The following is an 18926-nucleotide window of genomic DNA, read 5'->3' as shown; positions in this document are numbered from 1 at the left end:
CGAGGTGAGGGCGATCGTTGCGCTCTCGTGAGGTGCGGTGCCGGTGGGCACCCGTTCGCGCTGGCAGGATGGATGCCATGGTCACCCTGCTGCTCGATTCGACGCAGCTCGAGGTCGTGCTCTCGTCGACCGAGCGGGCGATGTCTTTCCGCAGGTCCAACATCGTCGTCCCGCGTGAGCACATCGAGCGCGTGCAGCTCACCGACGACGCGTGGACGTGGTTGCGCGGCGTCCCCAACCCCGGCATCAACCTGCCCGTCGCGGTGGGCATGGGCACGTGGAAGTCGGCGGGCGGCAACGACTTCGTCGTCATCCGCGGGCGAAAGCCCAGCGTGGTGGTCGACCTCACCGGTCACGACGAGTTCGAACGGCTCGTGTTGACCACCAAGCACGGTGTGGCGCTGCTCCAGGCCCTGCGGCTCGACGTGGCATCCGAACCCGAGAACGTGGCCGACATCGTCGCCTGACGCGCGTCGGCCGCCGGCGGTGGCAGCCCCGTGGTCCGCGCGGCGGGCTCTCCGTGATCCGTATGAGGTCGGCGCGGATGCCGCGATCTCGGCTGAGGTCGTGCGAATCGCTGAGGTGGTGACGATGCGCCGCGCTGCGGCGCGCCCCGCGGGTCGGCAGGCGGTGAGCGATCCTGCGCGTCAGCTCGTGAACTGCACCACGGTGTCCCACGCGAGTTTGACGATGAGGATCGACAGGGTCACGAGGAAGACGATCCGCACGAAGCCGCTCCCCCGCCGCGTGGCCATGTGGGCGCCGATGAACCCGCCGGTGATGTTCATCACGGCCATCGCCAGGCCCAGCACGAGCAGGATCTCGCCGTGCACGCCGTAGACCGCGAGGGCGGCGAGGTTGGTGGTGAGGTTGGCGATCTTGGCGTTGGCGCTCGCCTGCAGGAAGCCGTAGCCCAGCACCCCGACGATCAGGATGACGAAGAACGACCCCGTCCCCGGCCCCAGGATGCCGTCGTAGAAGCCGACCAGCAGACCGATCGCGGCGGCGCGCCAGGCGATGGCCGCGGTGCTGCCGTGGCGCGGCGCGTGCTCGAGGCCCATCTTCGGCTTGAAGAGGGTGTAGAGCGCGACCACGATCACCGCGACCAGCACGATCGGTGTCAGCACCTCGCGAGGCACGTAGCGCGAGAGCGCGGCGCCCACGGTCGATCCGGCGTACGCCCCGGCGACCAGGGGGATGAGCAGCACGAGCTGCACCCGGATCCTGCGCAGGTACACCCAGCTGGCCGAGAGCGTGCCGAAGAACGACGACAGCTTGTTCGTGCCGAGGATGAACGGGGTCGCCACGTCTTTCGGGACCGCGATGACCAGGGCGGGGAGCTGGATGAGTCCGCCGCCGCCGACGACCGCGTCGACCCAGCCGGCCACCCCCGCGGCGACCAGCAGCAGGAGAAGGGATGCCACCGACACCGGCAGCCACTCCGCGATCACCGGTCCATCGAGCACGGTTGATTCTCGCCGCTGGTCCCGGTCGCGCCAAAACCAACTGCGGGTGGCGGCCGAGGTGCGCCGGCGAACGCGGGCGCACGGCGACTCCGGCCGCCGTCAACCGTCGCGGGTCATGGTTCCCGCGAAGCGCCGTGCTCAGTCGATGTCGCGACGCCAGGTCGTCAGCAGTCCGATGACGACGAGCACCACGGCGTAGCCGAGCAGGACGAGCCCGCCCGCCCACCACTCGAGGGTGTCGCCACCGGCGGCTCCCATGATGCCGAAGATCGTCTGCCCGACGAGGGCATCGCTCGCGGCGCTCGGGAACCATTTCACGACTCCGGCGAACCCCTCGACCAGACCCCCGGCGGTGCGCACGATCGGCTCGACGAAGAGCGTCACCGCCAACACGATGACGATCGCGGCGACCTGGTTGCGCACGACCGTGCCGACGCCGATGCCGACGAGCGCCCACAGTGCGAACGCGAGCAGCATCCGGCCGACGAGCTCCCAGGTGTCGGGCGCGCCCAGGGCGGTGTCGATGCCGAAGATGCTCAGCACGCCCGCGCCGGCGCCGAGCGCGGCGATCGAGCCCAGGATGCCGTACAGCAGACCCACCACGATGCCGACGACGAACTTGCCCACGAGCACCGTGCCGCGGCGCGGGGTGGCGAGGAACGTCGGCGTCAGCGTCTTGTGCCGGAACTCCGTCGTGACCATCAGCGTGCCCACGAGCAGGGGGAAGACGTAACCGACCGCGGTCGCGGAGCTGTAGACGAGGGCGGGGATGCCGTCGGTCGACAGTGCGGGACCGCGCGACCCCGTCAGCTGACCGGATGCCACTCCGCCGAACACGAGGGCGAGGACGCCGGCCGTGAAGGCGACGTAGACGACGAGCACGATGCCCAGCACCCACCACCCGGCGGTGGTGAACTGCTTTGTGTACTCGGAACGGGTCGCGGCGACGAGGCTCATCGCGGGGCCTCCGTCTGATCGGGGGCGGCTGAGGGGACGATGTCGATGACTCCCGTCGATGCGACGGAATAGGAGCGTCGCGGGCCGTCGTCGGCCGGCGACGCCGCGGGACGGGCGGAGCGAGGCGGCGGCGTCACCGCCACCATGGCCGTCGAGGGACGCGGGTCGTCGTCGGGATCCGCCGATGCAGAGGTCGCCGCGATCGGTGCGGGCGCCGAGGTGACGGCATCCGGGGCGTCCTCGGCATCCGGAACCGGGTCGGGAACGGCGCCGGCGCTCGCGTGCACGCGCACGCCACTGACGAGCTCGAGGAAGATGTCTTCCAGGCTCGCGCCCTTGCTCTGCAGGTTCGACAGCGCGATGTCGGCGCCCGCGGCGAGGGCGCCGATCTCGACCGGTTCGTGGTGGCGGATCGTGAAGCCGTTGCGCAGCAGCTGGTGGTCGATCCCGCGGTCCTCGAGCAAGCGCGACAGCGCGGCACGGTCGGGGGAGTCGACGACCGTGGCGTACTCGTCGGGGTCGGCGAGGTCTTCGATGCCGCCCTGGAACACCAGGCGACCGCGCGAGATGATCAGCAGCGCGTCCACGGTCTGCTGCACCTCGGCGAGCAGGTGCGACGAGATGAGCACCGTGCGTCCCTCTTCGGCGAGGTGGCGCAGCAGCGAGCGCATCCACCGGATGCCCTCGGGGTCGAGCCCGTTGGACGGCTCGTCGAGCACGAGCACGCCGGGGTCGCCGAGGAGCGCCGTGGCGAGGCCCAGACGCTGGCGCATGCCGAGCGAGAAGCCGCCGACCCGGCGACCGGCCACGTCGGCGAGTCCGACGAGGCCGAGCACCTCGTCGATGCGGGAGGTCGGGAGGTTCGCTGCGCGCGCGTAGACCTTCAGGTGGTTCGCGGCCGAGCGACCGGGGTGGAAGCTGGATGCCTCGAGGGCCGCGCCCACGCTCTGCAACGGCGAGGCGAGGTCGGCGTAGCGCTTGCCCCCGATCGTCGCGGTGCCGGCGGTAGGACGCACCAGCCCCAGCAGCATGCGGAGGGAGGTCGTCTTGCCTGCGCCGTTCGGGCCGAGGAAGCCCGTGACCTGCCCGGGTTCGATGCGGGCGGTCAGGCCGTCGACGGCCGAGATCGCCCCGAACCGTTTGGTGAGGCCGGCCAGTTCGAGCACCTGTCCGTCGGGCATGCGGCCCCTTTCCTTCGGCAGACGTTCCGCCTATCTTCCCCGATCCGGGGCCGAAAACGTATCCTCCCGGAGGCGGAGGCGGTGCGCGGGGTCTGTGTAACGTGGCAGCGTGCACGCAGAGCGAACCGAGAACGACAGTGTCCTGGTCGGTGGCCGCGGTGGTCTCGGCCACCTCACGCTCAACCGTCCGGCGGCGATCAACGCGCTCGACCTCGGCATGATCCGCGCGCTCCACCTCACCCTCGACAGGTGGGAGAGCGACACCGACGTCGACATCGTGCTGCTCGACGGAGCGGGCGAGCGTGGCTTCTGCGCCGGCGGCGACGTGCGGGCACTGCACGAGATGGTGGTGGGGGGCCGGGTCGACGAGGTGCACGCGTTCTTCCGCGAGGAGTACGCCCTCGATCACCGCATCGCCACGTCGAAGAAGCCGGTCGTCGCCATCGCCGACGGCGTGTGCATGGGCGGGGGCATCGGCCTGGCCGGTCACGCGGCGATCCGCATCGTCACCGAACGCTCGCGTCTGGCGATGCCCGAGACGCGCATCGGGCTCACCCCCGACGTGGGCGGGTCGTGGCTGCTCGGCCGTGCGCCCGGCCGGATCGGCGAGTACCTCGCGCTGACGGGCGGGACGATGGATGCCGCCGACGCCCTCTACGCCGGCTTCGCCGACCACATGGTGCCCACCGCCCATCTCCCGGCGCTCTACGAAGCGCTGGAGTACCGTGCGGACCCCTCCAGCCCGACCGAGCTGGTGCTGCTTTTCGACGAGACGCCCGAGCCGTCGCGCTTCGAGACAGAGCGGGAGTGGATCGACGAGGCGTTCTCGGCCGCCGATGTCCCCGGCATCCTGGAGCGCCTGCGCGCCCGGCCCGAGGCCGAGGCGCAGCAGACGGCCGAGGTGCTCGCGACCGCGTCGCCGACGGCGCTCACCGTGACGCTCGAGGCGGTCCGCCGGGCACGCGAGCTGCCGTCGCTCCGGGCCGCCCTCGCGCAGGAGTACGGCCTCGTGCTGTGGTTCGCGTTCACGCAGCCCGACCTGGTCGAGGGCATCCGCGCGCAAGTCGTCGACAAGGACCGCTCTCCGTCGTGGTCGCCGGTACGGCTCGACGACCTCCCCGCCGAGCGCGTCACCGAGGCGTTCGCCTACGAGCCCACCCCTGCGTTGTGGTGACGAGCGCATGACCCCGTCGCGGCGTCGCTGGTCGATCGGTCGGGCCCTCGACGGGTTCTTCTTCGTCTTCGCCGGTGCTGCCGCGATCTGGCTCGCCTACCTGAGCCTCACCCAGTCGTTCTCGCTCGGGTGGGGCGGGGTGCTCATGGCGGTGGCGTTCTGGGTGCTGCTCGCCTACTTCGCGCTACCGCGGCTTCATCGCATCCTCACCGCCGTCTACGTGCCCGACTACTTCATGGGCCGCACCCGCACCTCCGACGGGCTGCTCGGCGATCCCGTGAACCTCGCCCTGCAGGGGTCTTGCGAGAACGTCGAGACCGTGATGGCCTCGGCCGGATGGATCCCGGCCGACCCCGTGAGCCTGCGGTCGTCATGGCGCATCGTCGTGTCGACGCTGCGCCGTCGGAGCTACCCGCGCGCGCCCGTGAGTCCGCTGTTCCTCTTCGGACGGATGCAGGACCTCGCCTACCAGCAGGAGGTCGCGGGCTCTCCCGCCCAGCGCCACCACGTGCGGCTGTGGAAGTGCCCGGACGGGTGGCTCCTGCCGGGGGGACGCCGCGTCGACTGGCTCGCCGCGGGCACGTTCGACCGCGCGGTGGGGCTGTCGCTGTTCACGTTGCAGGTGACGCACCGGATCGACGCCGACACCGACATCGAGCGCGACCACATCGTCACGAGCGTCCGCGGAGTGCCGGGCGTCGAGGTCGACGTCATCCGCGACTTCGCCACCGGCTACCACTCGAGAAACGGCGGGGGCGACAGCATCAGTACCGACGGCGACTTGCCGATCATCGACGTGAGCGCGGTGCGTCCGTCCGCACCCGAGGGGGTGTCGGCGCCGTGAGTGCGGAGCGGCTTCCCGAGAAGCGCGTGGCGTTCGAGCCGCCGGTCGACCCGACCACGGCCGATCCGGCGATGCGTCGGCCGGCCTCCATCGTCACCGGCAGCGTCCTCGTGCTGCTGCGCGCGGCGGCGGGGGCGTTGTGGGCGGCCGGGGTGGCGTTCTCCCTCCCCCCATGGTTGCGCGAGATCGCGGGCGCGGCGAGCGGGAACGCCGACGAGCCTCTCGATCTGAGCGTGTCCGACCTGGGTGTGGACACCGCGGTTTTCCTCGGCGTGGTCGCCGTCGTCTGCGCGGTGCAGGTGGTCTTCGGCATCCGGATCTTCTTCGGGGGCAATCTCGCGCGGGTGCTGGTGATGGTCATATCGGTGGCGTCGATCAGCGCCAGTTTCGTGGGGTGGTGGGAGTTCGGGCAGGTGATCACCGTGCGGACGACCCTGATCACGCTGAGCCTGGACATCCTCGTGCTGCTGGCCCTGTCGAGCCGCGACGCCGCGGCCTATGCGCGGAGGCCGCGTCGCCCCCTACGGCGGCGCCGGGATCGTCGTCGAGGGGCGGATGCCGCGGAAGCGGTGTGAGACGCCGTCGCCACGGGCCGTGCACGGCCGCGGCGGGTTAGCCTGAGAGGCGCCGCGCACCCGGGCGGCAGAACGGATGACGCACGTGTTCGACAGCCCCATGTCGTCCTCGGCATACGAGGTGCTCCGCGTCGCGGCCGACGTCGATGACGAGGGTCTGCGCCGCGCCTACCGCGTACGGTTGCGCGAGACGCACCCCGACACCGGCGGCGACGCCGCACTGTTCGTGCAGGTGCAGCGCGCATGGGAGCTCGTCGGGACGCCCGAGGCCCGCAGCGTCTACGATCGCGGCCGCGGGTCCACCGCGGGTGAATGGGGCGGCGGATCCACGGCATCCGCTCCCTCCCGTCCGACCGACACGCGACCACGCGCCCGGTCGTACGGACAGCCCGGCGGCTGGCGTCGCGAGCGCTACCTCGGCCTGATCCGCGAGTGGGTCGGTCGCGGCGTCGACATCGCCGACCCCTACGACCCCGCGCTCGTGCGCTCGGCTCCGCCCGAGATCCGGCACATCCTCGCCGACGCGCTCGCCGAGGAGGAGACGGCGCGGCTCGTGTCGGAGCTGGGCATGGGCTACACGGTCTGGCACGACGTGTTCGCCGACCGTGACGGACGCGATCCCGAGCAGAAGCTCGACCACCTCGTGCTCGGACCGAGCGGACTCTACGCCCTGCTCAGCGAGGACTTCGGCGGCCCGGTCGGCGTGCGCCGCGGCGAGATCAGCGGCCCGAACGTCATCGGTGCGCCCGTGACCGAGTTGGTGTCGCGTGCCCGCGTCATCGCGCGGTCCGCGGGCGTGCGCTTCAGCGGTGCGATGGTCGTGCTCTCTGACGACGACGTGCTCGAGGCCGTCACCGAGCTCGGCAAGATGCGCGGTACACCGGTCGCCCTGGTCACGCGCAGCGCGTTGACCACGCTGCTGCGTCGTGGCATCCCGGGTGCGCGCGAGGTCGGCGGGACCGAGCTGTTCGACATCCGCACGCGGTTGCAGCAGCGCGTGCGCCACGTCTAGGACGACCCCCACGGTCCTGTTTCGATGGTCCGCTCTCGCGCGGTCATGTCTAGGGTGGAGCCATGAGTACCGACGAGACCTCGGACGCTTCGGCGTCCGACGACATGAAACGCAAGTTCAAGGAAGCGCTCGAGAAGAAGAACGGGCACCAGCGTTCGGGTCAGGCGCACCTCGACGGCCACTCCGCCGTGCAGGGCACGCACGGAGCGGTCACCAAGCGCGAGTTCCGCCGCAAGAGCGGCTGACGCAGCGGCCCTCTCACCGGGGTCGGTCATCGGATCGCACGGAGGTGTCGCCTCGCCGCTCGCGGCGGCGACACCTCCGTCCGGTTCACAGGCGCTTCAGCGGCGCCTCGAAGAACGCCAGCTCGAGGCGCATGGAGCGGTCGTAGGCCGCGGCCATCGCCGAGCGTTCGGACGCGGATGCCGTTCGGGCCGCGTCATCCACGATCGCCGCCGCCCGAGCCGACGACGCAGCGAACGCCTCGTCGCCGTAGGCGGTGAGCCAGTCGGCGTAGGGATGGTCGGCGGCGAAGGTCCCCCGCCAGCGGGCGCCGATGTCGGTGTACAGCACGAAGCAGGGCAGGATCGCGGCGACCAGGACCGCATAGGAGCCCACGGTCGACGCCGCGTGCAGGTGGTCGGTGTAGTCGAGGGTGGATGCCGCGGGCTCGAGCCCCGCCGGGTCGACGTGCGTCTGGTGGAGCGCCGCCTCCTCCTCGAGGCAGGAGACGGAGGCCTCGGCCCAGAACCGCTGCTCGTCGACCGTCGGTGCCAGTGCCGCGGCACGCGCGAGCACCCGCGCGTACTCGCGGAGATACAGCAGGTCTTGGCCGAGATACCAGCCGAAGGCGTCGCGATCCAGGTCGCCGGATGCCAACCCCCGCACGAAGGCGCAGGCGTCGACGTCGGCTCTCACCGGGGCCAGGGCATCCCATCGCTCGGTGCTCCAGGATGCAGCCGCGTTCCGCGCGGCGTGCGGTACCCGCGGGCCGAGCTCGACGTGCGGGCGCAGCTCGTGCAGGTGGTCGATGGGACCGTTGCCGCGTCCGACCCGCAGGGCATCGGCGTGCTCGAGGGCGCCGGTGAGCCAGTGCTTCGCGCGCGTCAGAGCCTCGGGCCACGACAAGCCGTGCGCCGCGAGGGTCGCCATCGCCGACGACAGTGAGCAGCCGGTGCCGTGGGTGTGACGCGTGGCCACCCGGCGCCCGGGCACCGGGTGGACGTCGGCGCCGGCGATGATGGCATCCGGACTCTGTGCGCCGTCGAGGTGTCCGCCCTTCAGCAGGACCGCGGTGTCGGCTCGCCCGGCGAGGGTCTGCGCCTGAGAGACGGCTTCGTCCCAGCTCGTGGCGACGGGTGCGCCGACCAGGACGGCGAGCTCGGGCAGGTTCGGCGTGACGAGGTCGGCGCGGCGGCACAGTGCTCTGACCGCCTCTTCGGCGTCGGCGTCGAGCAGGCGGTCGCCGCTGGTCGCGACCATTACGGGATCGAGCACGACGATCGGGGGGCGCACGTCGGCCAGCACATCGACCAGCCACGCGTCGACGGTGGCGACGACCTCGGCCGAGCCGAGCATGCCGATCTTCACCGCGTCGATGTCGACGTCGTCGCTGACCGCGCGCAACTGCGCGTCGAGGAACGCCGTCGGCGGCACGTGCACCTCGCGGACGCCGAGGGTGTTCTGCGCGACGAGCGCCGTCACCGCGGCCATGCCGTAGCCGCCGAAGGCCGCGATCGACTTGAGGTCGGCCTGGATTCCCGCGCCGCCGGTGGGGTCGGTGCCGGCGATGCTGAGCACGCGGGGTGTCGCGCGCGTCGCGTCGGGCGACCCGGGCCGCGGTGCGGCGGATGCGGTGTCGACGGATGCGGCGTTCACGCGACGGCTCCCCACGCCGCACGCAGGGCGCGCACCACCGCGCCCGGGTCATCGGCCGCGCACACCGCCGAGACGACGGCGACGCCCGCCGCTCCCTCCGCGCGGAGGGCGGCGACGTCGTCGACGTCGATCCCGCCGATCGCCACGCACGGCAGGTCGGCGGATGCCGCGAGTTCGCCGAACCCGCGGATACCCAGGGGCTGCGGATGGTCGGGCTTCGTCGCCGTGGCGCGGATGACGCCGACACCGAGGTAGTCGATGGTGCCTTCCGGCAGGGCGGCGGCCGCGGCGAAGTGGGCCGGGGTGTTCGCCGTCCAGCCCACGAGGGCGTCGGTGCCGAGCAGGGCGCGCGCGGCATCGACGGGGAGGTCGCTCTGACCGAGATGGATGCCGTCGACCCGGGCGCCGCGGTCACGTGCGGCGAGGACGACGTCGAGGCGGTCGTCGACGAGGAAGGCGCACCGCCCCGCGACGACGTCGGCGAGGTCGAGGGTGCGGGCGAAGAGTTCGGCGCCGCCGGCGACCTTGTCGCGTAGCTGCACGACGGTGACGCCCGCGGCCACGGCCTGATCGACGATGTCGCGCAGGCGGTCGAAGGGGACGCGATGGTCGGTGACGAGGTGGAGCGAGAGGTCGGTCATCGTGCGAACTCCGCCCGGCCCGTGAGGTCTTCCGGTCGCACCGCGGCGAGTTCGTCGAGGAAGGCGACGGCGAACGATCCCGGTCCTCGGGATCCGGATGCCGCTCGCTCCGACGCCACGGCCCACACGGCGGACGCCGCGATCGCCGCCTCGAACGGCTCGGCCACGGCCGCGAAAGCCGCCATCGCCGCGCCGAGGGCGCAGCCGCCGCCGGTGACCTTGGTCAGCAACGCGCTTCCGCCGGGCACACGGGCCGTGCGCTCGGCATCCACGATCACGTCCACCTCGCCCGAGACGGCGACCGTTCCGCCGGTGCGTTCGGCGAGCGCGCGGGCCGCGTCGAGGGCGTCTTCGGCCGCGTCGGTCGCGTCGACGCCGCGTCCGCCCGCGCCGACTCCGGCCAGGGCGAGGATCTCCGACGCGTTGCCGCGGATGATCGCCGGGCGTGCCGCGAGGAGTTCGTGGGCCAGGGCCGTGCGGACGGGGAGGGCGCCGACGGCGACCGGGTCGAGCACCCAGGGCGTCGGGGCGGTGACGGCTTCGCGGGCCGCGTCGCGCTGTTCGGCGGTGGGGGTGCCGAGGTTGACGAGCACGCCGCCGGCGATCCCCGCGAACAGGCCCGCTTCGCCCGGGATGTCGCACATCGCGGGGGCGGCGCCGAGCGCGAGGAGGGCGTTGGCGGTGAAGTTCGTCACCACCGCGTTGGTGATGCACTGCGTGAGCGGTGCCGCCTCGCGCAGGCGGGCGAGCGCCCCGGCGGGGTCGGCTTCCCACGCGGGTGTGGAGGTGGACGGAGACGACGACGTGCGAACGACCATTCGCGACATCCCTTCGCTAGTACGAGCTAGATCAGGTTCAACGGGTGTGTTCTCAGCCCCTTGCGGGCACCCCGTGTCACTGCCGGCGACGCTAGCACGACCGGCGAGGGCGTCGCGGCGCGTGCGGCGCGGGGACGGGTGGCGCGGGGACGGGTGGCGCGGGGACGGGTGGCGCGGGGACGGGTGGCGCGGGGACGGGTGGCGCGGGGACGGGCGGCGTGGGAGTGGGCGGCGCGCGCTGTGACTGGTGGCGCGGGGATGCGCAGCGCCGACGGGGGGCGAGAGCGGGCGCGGGCGTCGCAGCACGTGACACAAGGCAGGAGAGTCGGTCGCGGCCCTCCGTTGGGCGCAGAGGCGCGCTATGCGGGCGACGGATCTCCGGCGTCGCGTTGCACTGCCGGGTCCCGCGCGGTCCTGTCGTGCGTCAGAACCGCGCCGAGAACCCGCCGTCGGTGTGGAGGAGCTGTCCGCTGATCCAGCGGCCCTCGTCCGACAGGAGGAATGCGGTGATGCCGGCGATGTCACGGGGTGTGCCGAATCGACCGAGGGGGTGGTGTCCGGCGAGGGCGTCGCGGGTCTCGGCATCCATCCATCCGGTATCGATCGGTCCGGGGTTGACGACGTTGGCGGAGATGCCTCGGGGGCCGAGCTCGCGTGCGGCCGAGATGACGATGCGGTCGAGGGCACCTTTCGATGCGCCATAAGGGAGGTTGCCGGTGGTGTGGTCGCTCGTGAAGGCGACGATCGCGCCGCCCGTCTCGTCGACCTGTCGGGCGAAGGCGGCGATCATCAGCAGCGTCGCGCGGGCGTTGACCGCGACGTGACGGTCGAAGCTCTCGGCGGTGGTGTCGAGGATGCCGGATTCGACGCCGTGCGCATGGCTCAGCACGAGGGCGTGGATCGGCCCATGCTCCCGCGAAACGCGTTCGACGAGCTCCGTCGGTGCCGTGGGGCTCACGAGGTCGCACGGGTAGTCGCCGGAGTCGAGCTCGCTGGTCACGACGTTCCAGCCGTCGGACTCGAGGCGGGGGATGATTCCCGCCGCGATGCTGTTCGCGCGTGCGGCTCCGGTGACGAGGGCGAGAGGCATGCAACGAGGGTACGGGTGAGTGCACGCTAGGGGCGGCTGAGGTGCATGAGTCCCTCCGGGTTCGGGAAGCTCTCGAATCCGACCTTCTCGTACAGGCCGTGCGTGTCGACGGTGGACAGAAGCACTCGTTTGAGGTTCAGAGGACGCAGGACGGCGACGACGGATTCGCTGAGAAGCAGTCCGATCCCGCGGCCGCGTGCGGTGGGGATGACGTACACGTCGCATACCCACGCGAATGTCGCGTGGTCGGTGACGACACGGGCGTATCCGAGGAGCGTTCCGTCGGCATCCACCGCCCCGAAGTTGAGCGACGCGCGGGCAGCCTGATCGACGGTCTCGCGGCTCCGCCCGATCGCCCAGAACGCGTCCTCCGACAGCCATCGGTGCACGAGGTCGAAGTCGATCTCGGCGGGGTCCATGGTCATACGCGGAGATGCCATGTGCTCACCGTGACGACCCGGGCGTGGACAACCGGTATGCGAGTCGGCGACGCGGAGTGTGCGTGTGTTGTGGCGCGCGCGAGTCCGGTGAGGGAACGTGGGGGAAGGGAGTCAGAACGGCGGGGAGCCTTCTTCTGGGTCGGGTGGGGGTGGGTCGTCGGGGAGGAAGCGGACGGCGGGGGAGTAGGGGAGGGGTTCGTCGGTGTAGGTGCGGCCGGTGGGGCTGGTCCATTCGAGGACTCCCCCGGGGAGTTGTTTCACGGTCCAGCGGGTGAACTGTTTCTGGGTGTGGTGGCGTTGGCAGAGGTGGGCGAGGTTGGTGATGGTGGTTTCGCCGCCGAGGGCGTGGTCGTGGGTGTGGTCGACTTCGCTGCGGGTGGCGGGGACGGTGCAGCCGGGCCAGCGGCAGTGTCGGTCGCGGGCGCGGAGGTGGCGGTCGATGGCGGTGGTGCGGTGGTAGGTGTCGGTGTGCAGCACGGCCCCGGTGATGGGGTGGGTGATGACGCGGTCCCAGGGGAGGGTGGTGGTGTCGGCGAGGGTGCGGGCGGTGTCGGCGTCGAGGGGGCCGTGGCCGACGAGCTCGGCGGGGTCGAGGTTCTCTCGGTCGGGGGTGAGCAGGGTCAGGGCGGGGACGATGACCTGGATGCGGGCACGGATGGTGCCGAGGGTGCCGGGGCCGTCGTCGGTGCGGGTGGGGTCGGCTTCGGGTGCGGCGGTGAGCAGCAGGTCGGTGAGGATGTCGGCGCGGAGCTGCGCGGTGGTGCGCTCATCGGTGAGGGTTTCATTGGTGTTGCCGCGGGCGTCGACGATGGTGCGGGCTTGTTGGGTGAGGCGGTCGGAGATGCCGACGGCGAGGACGGTGGGGAGGGTGGCGATCAGGTCGGACATGCCGTCTTGCCCGGTGACGATGCGTACGCTGCGGGTGTCGCGGCCGCGGTGGTGGCGTTCGGTGATCGTGGTGGGGTGGAGGCGTTCGGCGAGCATCGCCAGGCGGGAGCGCAACCGGCCGGGGCTGAGGCCGTCGGCGGTGGCCACGGCGAGCAGGTCGTACTCGGCGCGGGCGTCGACGGGGAGGGGGCAGCCGACGTCGATGATGACCTGCACGTGTGTGCGGGTGATCGCGCCCGCCTCCCATGCGGCGAGGGTGTGCGGGTAGTCGTCGACGAGGGTCATCGCCCGCCCGATCTGGGTCTGCACGGTGCGGTCGGACAGGTTCTCGGCGGCGGCGAGTTCGGATGCGACCTCTCGTAACGCCAGTTCGGCGGCGCGGGCGGTGGCGCGTTGGTCGGCCATCACGTCGAGGGCGAGGTGCCCGGCTTCCGCCAGCGCGCGGGTGCGGGCGACCTCGGCGGCGGCGAGGGCAGCGCCCGTGCGCAGGACGTCGTCGAGGACGACGGTGAGGGGTCGCGCCGGGCGGGATGGGTCTGGTGGGGGAGGGTCAGGCGGGGGTGCGGAGACGGTGTCGGAGTGCATGTGTGCATGCTAGCGACGACCTCCGACATCGGACCGGGCGACCAGGGGCGTTCGGGGAGAGATGCGCTCCTTCGCCGGGTGGGGAGGAGGGGCGGAGCGTCGGCGGAGCCGGCCCCGGGGGGCATCGTCGCCCCTCACCGAGGTCACTGAGCCCGTCGAAGTGGGACCACACGATGTTCCGATGGCTTCGACACGCGCAACCACGACGCAGATACCGGTGGCTTCTACACGCTCAGCCACATCGCGGCGCGCGCGGGTCGGTGACGCGGATCCCGGTGGTTCATACACGCCCCGCCACCTCCCGGCGCGGTCGACACACTCACCCACCCCACCCCGCACCACAGCACCGTCCATCGGGACGGCTCGCGCCGGCGCTCGCCCAGCGCCACCCCGCACCACAGCACAGTCCATCGGGACGGCTCGCGTCAGCGCTCGCCCAGCGCCGCCCGCACCAGCGCGACCGCGTCATCCGGGTCGATCCCCAGACGTCGGACCGTGTCGGCGTACGCCCGAGCCGCCTGCGCCGCGCGCGACGAGGCCGCATCGCCGCCGCGAACGATCGTTCCGGCTCGCCCGCGGGTCTCGACGTACCCGGCCTCCTCGAGCTCCCGGTACGCGCGGGCGACGGTGTTCGCGGCGAGGTTCAGGTCGGCGGCCAGCGCCCGGACGGGCGGCAGGCGCGTGCCCGCGACGAGCGACCCGTCGTCGATGGCGGCGATGACCTGCGCCCGCACCTGCTCGTACGGCGGCGCGGGCGACGTGGCATCCAGGGAGAAGTCCATGTGTCAGTCGTTCAGGCCGAACAGGTCGAGCGGATGCGTCAAACGCCACCACGGACTCGGCGGCTCGATCTCGCCGGCGAGCCGTACGTCCACCGTGTCGGCATCGACCGGACCGGTCGCGGTGAAGGTGCCGACCGTCGCGCCGGGGGCGGTGGCCCCGCCCAGGTCGAAGGTGGCCGAGGTTTGCGCGGCGCCGCCGTTCCACAGCACCACGGTCGCGTCTGAGGCGGTGACCAGGTCGATGTCGTCGCTCCATCGCGTCTCGACCTTTCCGACGACGGTGCCCGCGGTCACCGAGGGGCTCGGCTGCAGCTCCTGTTCGATGCGCGCGAACAGGTCGCGGGTCGCCTGGTTGCGGGTGTCGGGTCCGGGCTGGCCGAGCACCGCGGCGTAGGCGCGGATGGTGGCGTCGCCGACGGTGATGTCTTTGGCGGTGAGCAGGTTCCACGCGTCGAGCGTGCCGGTCTTCACGCCCACCACGCCCGGATCGGCGAGCAGGGCGTTGCCGTTCGAGAACGTGCCGGCGCCGGGGAGCGTCAGCTCGGGCGTCCGCACGATCTCGGCGATCACGGGGTTGGCGAGAGCCCGTTCGGCCAGCGCGATCAGGGCGGCCGGGGTGGCGGTGTTGCCCTCCTCGATACCGGTGGGGTTCACGATCGTGATGCCCTCGATCCCCCGCTCGGCGAGGTACTGATTCGCGGCGGCCGAGAACTCGGCATCCGTGCCGAAGAGATCGGATGCCAGACGCTGGGCGTAGTTGTTCGCGGAGGCGATCAGCATGCCCTGGAGCATCTGCAGCTCGGACAGGCTGCCGTCGATGGGGACGTCGAGGGAGGACTCCCCGCGGGCGCGGTACTGCCAGTAGTCGGCACTGTCGGCCTGCGTGAACGCGTACGACGGTCCCTGCTCGTCGGGCGCGAGGGGCAGGCGGTCGAGCACCACGAGGGCCGTGACGACCTTGGTGATGCTCGCGATCGACTCGGGCGCCGTGGCCCCCGTCGACAGCGTCTCGGGAACGCCGTCGATCGCGATGGCGGCCTCGCCCTCGGCCGGCCACGCGGGATCCGCGACGGGGGCGGCGGCGGGTTGCACACCGACGGCGCGGGTCGTGGGCGCGACGGCGTTCAGCGGCCACAGCAGGGTCGCCGCGGCGTACAGCCCGAGGATGAGCAGGATCAGCACCGGCGGGATGACGGTCGCCGGGCGAAGACGACGGCGGCGACGGCCCGCCAGCAGGTCGACGGGCCGAGAAGCGGCACCCGATACGACGAACGCGGGTGCGGGCCGCGTATCGGCGGCGTCGTCGGGGTCGAGCCAGGTCAGCGCTCCGATGAGGACGGGGGCTCCGGATGCCGCGGTCGCCTGCGCTCCGGAGGCGGGCGCCGTTCGCACCGGGTCGACGGGTGCTCCGGATGCCGCGGTCGCCTGCGACCAGGAGGCGACCGCCGTTCGCACCGGGTCGGCGGGAGCTCCGGATGCCGTGCCCGCCGGGTTCGTTGTCGCCTCGCCCGCCCCGGAGCCGAGATCCGCAGCCACCCCTCCCCGGCGCTGATCGCGTCGCGTGGCCGGGGTCTGCTCGTGCACCCGCCCACGCTACCCCGGGCATCCCCCTATACTCGTCACGTCAACCACGGGAGTCCGGTGAGCCGGGCTGAGAGGAAGCGATCCACGCTTCGACCGTCGAACCTGATCCGGATCATGCCGGCGCAGGGAGGAGCACCTCATGCACACGTCCACGTCTGCCCGCACGGCCCCGTCCGTCGCCTCCGCGAACCGCTTCCAGTGGCGGGTCGTCGACATCGTCGTCGCCGCCGTCCTCGGCGTCGCGATCGGCCTGGTCTTCTGGGGCTGGAACACCGTCGGCGGCCTGTGGTTCGTCGCGATGGACGGTCTGACCCCCGGCCTCGGCGGCATCGCGGTCGGCATCTGGCTGATCGGCGGCGTCATCGGCGGGCTCATCATCCGCAAGCCCGGTGCGGCGCTGCTCGTCGAACTGATCGCCGCCATCGTCTCGGCCCTGATCGGCAACGTCTGGGGCGTCACGACGATCTTCTCCGGCCTCGCGCAGGGCCTCGGCGCGGAGTTGATCTTCCTGGCCTTCCTCTACGTGCGCTTCACGCTGCCCGTCGCGATGCTCGCGGGCGCCGGCGCCGGTATCGGCGCGTGGGTGCTCGAACTGTTCCTGTCGGCGAACATCGCCAAGACCGTGGAGTTCAACCTCATCTACCTCGGCTCGCTCATCGTCTCCGGTGCCCTGCTCGCGGGCCTCGTCGGTTGGCTGCTGGTGCGCGCGCTCGCCGCCACCGGAGCGCTCAGCCGCTTCGCCGTCGGTCGGGACGCACGCCGCGACGTCTGATGACGGGCCCCGCGCGCGTCGACGTCGAGGGCTGGGGCTGGCGCTACGCCGGCCGCAAACTGCCCGCCACGCGCGACGTCGAGCTGTCGATCGAGCCCGGCGAGCGCGTCCTGCTGCTCGGTGCCTCGGGGGCGGGTAAGTCGACGCTGCTCGCGGGCCTGGCGGGCCTGCTCGGCGGCAGCGACGAAGGAGAGACGACCGGGCGCATCCGCGTCGACGGTCAGGCGCCCGAAGAGCAGCGCGGCCGGATCGGCCTGGTGCTCCAGGACCCCGAGTCGGGCATCGTGCTGTCGAAGGTCGGCGACGACGTCGCCTTCGGCTGCGAGAACCTCGGCGTACCCGCGACCGAGATCCCCGCGCGTGTGGCCGAGGCCGTGGCATCCGTGGGTCTGAACGTGCCGCTCGAGCGCCCCACGAAGGCGCTGTCGGGCGGGCAGAAGCAGCGCCTCGCCCTCGCCGGGGTGCTCGCGATGCGACCGGGCCTGCTGCTGCTCGACGAGCCCACCGCCAACCTCGATCCCGAGGGCGTCGCCGAGGTACGCGCGGCCGTCGAGCACGTCGCCCGCACCGACGGGACGACCCTGGTGCTGATCGAGCACCGCACCGACGTGTGGGTCGACCTCATGACCCGCGTCGTGGTGCTCGCGCCGGGAGGCGGCGTGCTGGCCGACGGGCCACCCGCTCGCGTGTTCGCCGAGTACGGCGATGCGCTCGCCGACGCGGGCGTGTGGGTGCCGGGGCGCCCCGTCGACCTTCCCGCGCTCGCGCCGCTCGAGACACCGGATGCCGTGCTGTCGGCTGCGGCGCTGTCGATCGGGCGCGAGAGGCGGACGGTCGTGGCATCCGGACTCGACGTCGTCGTCCCCCGCGCGGCCGGGACCGTGGTGACGGGGCCCAACGGCGCCGGCAAGTCCACCCTCGCGCTGACCCTTGCCGGACTGCTCCCCGAGCTCTCGGGCGAGGTCATCGCGGCATCCGGCCTCGCCGCCCGCGGCATCCGTCGCCCCTCGCGCTGGCGCTCGACCGAGCTGCTGACACGCATCGGCACGGTGTTCCAGGAGCCCGAGCACCAGTTCCTCTCCTCGACGCTGCGCGACGAGCTCGCCGTGGGGCCCCGGGCGCTCCGGATGCCGGCGGCCCAGGTCGACGCGATCGTCGACGAGCTGCTCCAACGGTTGGATCTGTCATCACTCGCCCTCGCCAACCCCTTCACCCTCTCGGGCGGGCAGAAGCGGCGCCTGTCGGTGGCGACGGTGCTCGCCGCCTCGCCGGAGGTGATCGTGCTCGACGAACCCACGTTCGGGCAGGACCGCCGCGGGTGGAGCGAGCTCGTCGGCCTGTTGCAGCGCGAGATCGCGCGCGGGCGTACGGTCGTGGCCGTCACGCACGACGCCGACGTGGTGAGGCACCTGGGACAGCACCGGATCACCCTCGGGGGCGCCGCGTGAGCGCCTCGTTGCTCGTTCGCCCGCGGCCGGTGTGGCTCGACGGGGTGAATCCCGTCGCCAAGGTCGCGATGGTCATCGTGCTCGCGGTACCGCTGCTGGTCTCGATCGACGCCGTGAGTGCGGCCACGGCCATCGTGCTCGAGCTGCTGTGCGTGCCGTTCACGGGTGTCGCCTTCACCGCGGTGCTGAAGCGCCTGTTGCCGGTGCTGGTCTTCGCACCGGTCGCCGGGATCAGCATGCTGCTGTACGCCCGCCCGGGGGGAACCGTCTATGGCTCCTTCCTCTTCGCCACGATCAGCGACAACTCGATCTCGCTGTCGGTCGCGGTGCTGTTGCGCGTGGTCGCCCTGGCGCTGCCGATGATCCTGCTGTTCGCCCGCACCGACCCCACCGAGCTCGCGGACGCGCTCGCGCAGGTGGCGAAGCTGCCGAGCCGCTTCGTACTCGGTGTGCTCGCCGGCGCCCGCACCGTCGGACTCTTCGTCGACGACTGGCGCACGATGACCCTCGCGCGCCGCGCGCGCGGCTTGGGCGACCGGGGGGCCGTGCGCCGGTTCTTCTCGATGGCGTTCGTGCTGCTGGTGTTCGCCGTGCGCCGCGGCACGAAGCTCGCCACCGCCATGGAGGCGCGCGGTTTCGGTGCCGGCATCGAGCGCACGTGGGCACGCCCGTCGACGCTGTCGGCTCGGGATGCCGTGGCCGTGGGCGGTGCGGTCCTGCTCATGACCGTGGCGCTCGGGGCGGCCGTGGTGACGGGCGCGTTCCGCGTGGTGGGTTCGTGAGGCGGGTCG

Annotated in this window: 20 protein-coding genes and 2 riboswitches; of the genes, 9 read left to right on the top strand and 11 right to left on the bottom strand. The window is 72.1% G+C overall.

What is annotated here, in order from left to right; all coding sequences use genetic code 11:
• Positions 1 to 77: 77 nt before the first annotated feature.
• The gene (locus tag ASF76_RS01275; RefSeq protein WP_055951776.1) at positions 78 to 467 is read left to right on the top strand and encodes a hypothetical protein; all 390 of its coding nucleotides are present in this window, start codon (positions 78 to 80) and stop codon (positions 465 to 467) included.
• 180 nt (positions 468 to 647) lie between these two features.
• Here the strand turns inward: ASF76_RS01275 and ASF76_RS01270 are convergent, their stop codons facing one another.
• From ASF76_RS01270 to ASF76_RS01260, 3 genes are all read right to left on the bottom strand, one after another.
• Positions 648 to 1466, bottom strand: a complete 819-nt coding sequence (locus tag ASF76_RS01270) for a sulfite exporter TauE/SafE family protein (protein ID WP_055951773.1) — start codon at positions 1464 to 1466, stop codon at positions 648 to 650.
• 138 nt (positions 1467 to 1604) lie between these two features.
• Entirely contained in the window at positions 1605 to 2423 is an 819-nt protein-coding gene (locus ASF76_RS01265) for an ABC transporter permease (protein WP_055951770.1), read from the bottom strand.
• Positions 2420 to 3604, bottom strand: a complete 1185-nt coding sequence (locus ASF76_RS01260) for an ABC transporter ATP-binding protein (protein WP_055951767.1) — start codon at positions 3602 to 3604, stop codon at positions 2420 to 2422. The genes ASF76_RS01265 and ASF76_RS01260 overlap by 4 nt, the downstream gene beginning before the upstream one ends.
• A gap of 109 nt (positions 3605 to 3713) precedes the next feature.
• Here ASF76_RS01260 and ASF76_RS01255 point away from each other — a divergent pair, with 109 nt between their 5' ends.
• From ASF76_RS01255 to ASF76_RS01235, 5 genes are all read left to right on the top strand, one after another.
• A complete protein-coding gene (locus ASF76_RS01255) occupies positions 3714 to 4778 on the top strand; it encodes an enoyl-CoA hydratase/isomerase family protein (protein ID WP_055951764.1) in 1065 nt (354 codons plus the stop codon).
• A 7-nt stretch (positions 4779 to 4785) separates the two neighbouring features.
• Positions 4786 to 5622, top strand: coding sequence for an LssY C-terminal domain-containing protein (locus tag ASF76_RS01250; RefSeq protein WP_055951761.1), 837 nt, complete (start codon positions 4786 to 4788; stop codon positions 5620 to 5622).
• On the top strand, positions 5619 to 6197 hold the full coding sequence (locus tag ASF76_RS01245; protein WP_055951758.1) for a hypothetical protein: 579 nt from the start codon (positions 5619 to 5621) through the stop codon (positions 6195 to 6197). The genes ASF76_RS01250 and ASF76_RS01245 overlap by 4 nt, the downstream gene beginning before the upstream one ends.
• Before the next feature lie 85 nt (positions 6198 to 6282).
• The gene (locus tag ASF76_RS01240) at positions 6283 to 7209 is read left to right on the top strand and encodes a DnaJ domain-containing protein (RefSeq protein ID WP_055953305.1); all 927 of its coding nucleotides are present in this window, start codon (positions 6283 to 6285) and stop codon (positions 7207 to 7209) included.
• Between the two features lie 62 nt (positions 7210 to 7271).
• Entirely contained in the window at positions 7272 to 7454 is a 183-nt protein-coding gene (locus tag ASF76_RS01235; protein WP_055951754.1) for a DUF5302 domain-containing protein, read from the top strand.
• An 85-nt stretch (positions 7455 to 7539) separates the two neighbouring features.
• On the opposite strand, the gene ASF76_RS01230 is transcribed toward ASF76_RS01235, so the two are convergent.
• From ASF76_RS01230 to ASF76_RS01195, 8 genes are all read right to left on the bottom strand, one after another.
• Entirely contained in the window at positions 7540 to 9087 is a 1548-nt protein-coding gene (locus tag ASF76_RS01230; RefSeq protein ID WP_082484784.1) for a bifunctional hydroxymethylpyrimidine kinase/phosphomethylpyrimidine kinase, read from the bottom strand.
• Positions 9084 to 9728, bottom strand: a complete 645-nt coding sequence (gene thiE / locus ASF76_RS01225; protein ID WP_055951750.1) for a thiamine phosphate synthase — start codon at positions 9726 to 9728, stop codon at positions 9084 to 9086. The genes ASF76_RS01230 and thiE overlap by 4 nt, the downstream gene beginning before the upstream one ends.
• Complete coding sequence (gene thiM / locus ASF76_RS01220; RefSeq protein ID WP_055951747.1) at positions 9725 to 10546, bottom strand: hydroxyethylthiazole kinase; 822 nt, start codon at positions 10544 to 10546, stop codon at positions 9725 to 9727. The genes thiE and thiM overlap by 4 nt, the downstream gene beginning before the upstream one ends.
• Positions 10538 to 10630: riboswitch (TPP riboswitch) on the bottom strand. (Overlaps the previous gene by 9 nt.)
• A 340-nt stretch (positions 10631 to 10970) precedes the next feature.
• The gene (locus tag ASF76_RS01215; RefSeq protein WP_055951744.1) at positions 10971 to 11636 is read right to left on the bottom strand and encodes an SDR family oxidoreductase; all 666 of its coding nucleotides are present in this window, start codon (positions 11634 to 11636) and stop codon (positions 10971 to 10973) included.
• 26 nt (positions 11637 to 11662) lie between these two features.
• Positions 11663 to 12076: a GNAT family N-acetyltransferase gene (locus ASF76_RS01210; RefSeq protein WP_055951741.1), complete on the bottom strand. Its 414-nt coding sequence runs from the start codon at positions 12074 to 12076 to the stop codon at positions 11663 to 11665.
• A 111-nt stretch (positions 12077 to 12187) separates the two neighbouring features.
• Positions 12188 to 13549, bottom strand: a complete 1362-nt coding sequence (locus ASF76_RS01205) for an HNH endonuclease (RefSeq protein WP_082484783.1) — start codon at positions 13547 to 13549, stop codon at positions 12188 to 12190.
• A 425-nt stretch (positions 13550 to 13974) separates the two neighbouring features.
• Positions 13975 to 14331, bottom strand: coding sequence for a GntR family transcriptional regulator (locus tag ASF76_RS01200; protein ID WP_055951738.1), 357 nt, complete (start codon positions 14329 to 14331; stop codon positions 13975 to 13977).
• Between the two features lie 3 nt (positions 14332 to 14334).
• On the bottom strand, positions 14335 to 15915 hold the full coding sequence (locus tag ASF76_RS01195; protein WP_082484782.1) for a D-alanyl-D-alanine carboxypeptidase: 1581 nt from the start codon (positions 15913 to 15915) through the stop codon (positions 14335 to 14337).
• Positions 15916 to 15951: 36 nt separating this feature from the next.
• Positions 15952 to 16061: riboswitch (TPP riboswitch) on the top strand.
• Here ASF76_RS01195 and ASF76_RS01190 point away from each other — a divergent pair.
• From ASF76_RS01190 to ASF76_RS01180, 3 genes are all read left to right on the top strand, one after another.
• Complete coding sequence (locus tag ASF76_RS01190; RefSeq protein ID WP_055951735.1) at positions 16055 to 16687, top strand: ECF transporter S component; 633 nt, start codon at positions 16055 to 16057, stop codon at positions 16685 to 16687. (Overlaps the previous riboswitch by 7 nt.)
• A complete protein-coding gene (locus ASF76_RS01185; RefSeq protein WP_055951732.1) occupies positions 16687 to 18135 on the top strand; it encodes an ABC transporter ATP-binding protein in 1449 nt (482 codons plus the stop codon). Before ASF76_RS01190 ends, ASF76_RS01185 begins: the two co-directional genes overlap by 1 nt.
• On the top strand, positions 18132 to 18917 hold the full coding sequence (locus tag ASF76_RS01180; RefSeq protein WP_055951729.1) for an energy-coupling factor transporter transmembrane component T family protein: 786 nt from the start codon (positions 18132 to 18134) through the stop codon (positions 18915 to 18917). Before ASF76_RS01185 ends, ASF76_RS01180 begins: the two co-directional genes overlap by 4 nt.
• Positions 18918 to 18926: the final 9 nt, after the last annotated feature.

It is taken from the genome of Microbacterium sp. Leaf151 (assembly GCF_001424225.1).
In the GTDB taxonomy this organism is placed as follows: domain Bacteria; phylum Actinomycetota; class Actinomycetes; order Actinomycetales; family Microbacteriaceae; genus Microbacterium.
The sequence above is the reverse complement of the archived record's forward strand: the minus strand, read 5'-3'. Positions and strand labels throughout refer to the sequence as shown.

Coding starts and splice junctions, on each gene's coding strand:
- ASF76_RS01250 (WP_055951761.1), top strand. CDS start 4,786: ATGACCCCGTCGCGGCGTCGCTGGTCGATCGGTCGGGCCCTCGACGGG.
- ASF76_RS01185 (WP_055951732.1), top strand. CDS start 16,687: ATGACGGGCCCCGCGCGCGTCGACGTCGAGGGCTGGGGCTGGCGCTAC.
- ASF76_RS01200 (WP_055951738.1), bottom strand. CDS start 14,331: ATGGACTTCTCCCTGGATGCCACGTCGCCCGCGCCGCCGTACGAGCAG.
- thiE (WP_055951750.1), bottom strand. CDS start 9,728: ATGACCGACCTCTCGCTCCACCTCGTCACCGACCATCGCGTCCCCTTC.
- ASF76_RS01265 (WP_055951770.1), bottom strand. CDS start 2,423: ATGAGCCTCGTCGCCGCGACCCGTTCCGAGTACACAAAGCAGTTCACC.
- ASF76_RS01205 (WP_082484783.1), bottom strand. CDS start 13,549: ATGCACTCCGACACCGTCTCCGCACCCCCGCCTGACCCTCCCCCACCA.
- ASF76_RS01260 (WP_055951767.1), bottom strand. CDS start 3,604: ATGCCCGACGGACAGGTGCTCGAACTGGCCGGCCTCACCAAACGGTTC.
- ASF76_RS01235 (WP_055951754.1), top strand. CDS start 7,272: ATGAGTACCGACGAGACCTCGGACGCTTCGGCGTCCGACGACATGAAA.
- ASF76_RS01275 (WP_055951776.1), top strand. CDS start 78: ATGGTCACCCTGCTGCTCGATTCGACGCAGCTCGAGGTCGTGCTCTCG.
- ASF76_RS01210 (WP_055951741.1), bottom strand. CDS start 12,076: ATGGCATCTCCGCGTATGACCATGGACCCCGCCGAGATCGACTTCGAC.
- ASF76_RS01215 (WP_055951744.1), bottom strand. CDS start 11,636: ATGCCTCTCGCCCTCGTCACCGGAGCCGCACGCGCGAACAGCATCGCG.
- thiM (WP_055951747.1), bottom strand. CDS start 10,546: ATGGTCGTTCGCACGTCGTCGTCTCCGTCCACCTCCACACCCGCGTGG.
- ASF76_RS01190 (WP_055951735.1), top strand. CDS start 16,055: ATGCACACGTCCACGTCTGCCCGCACGGCCCCGTCCGTCGCCTCCGCG.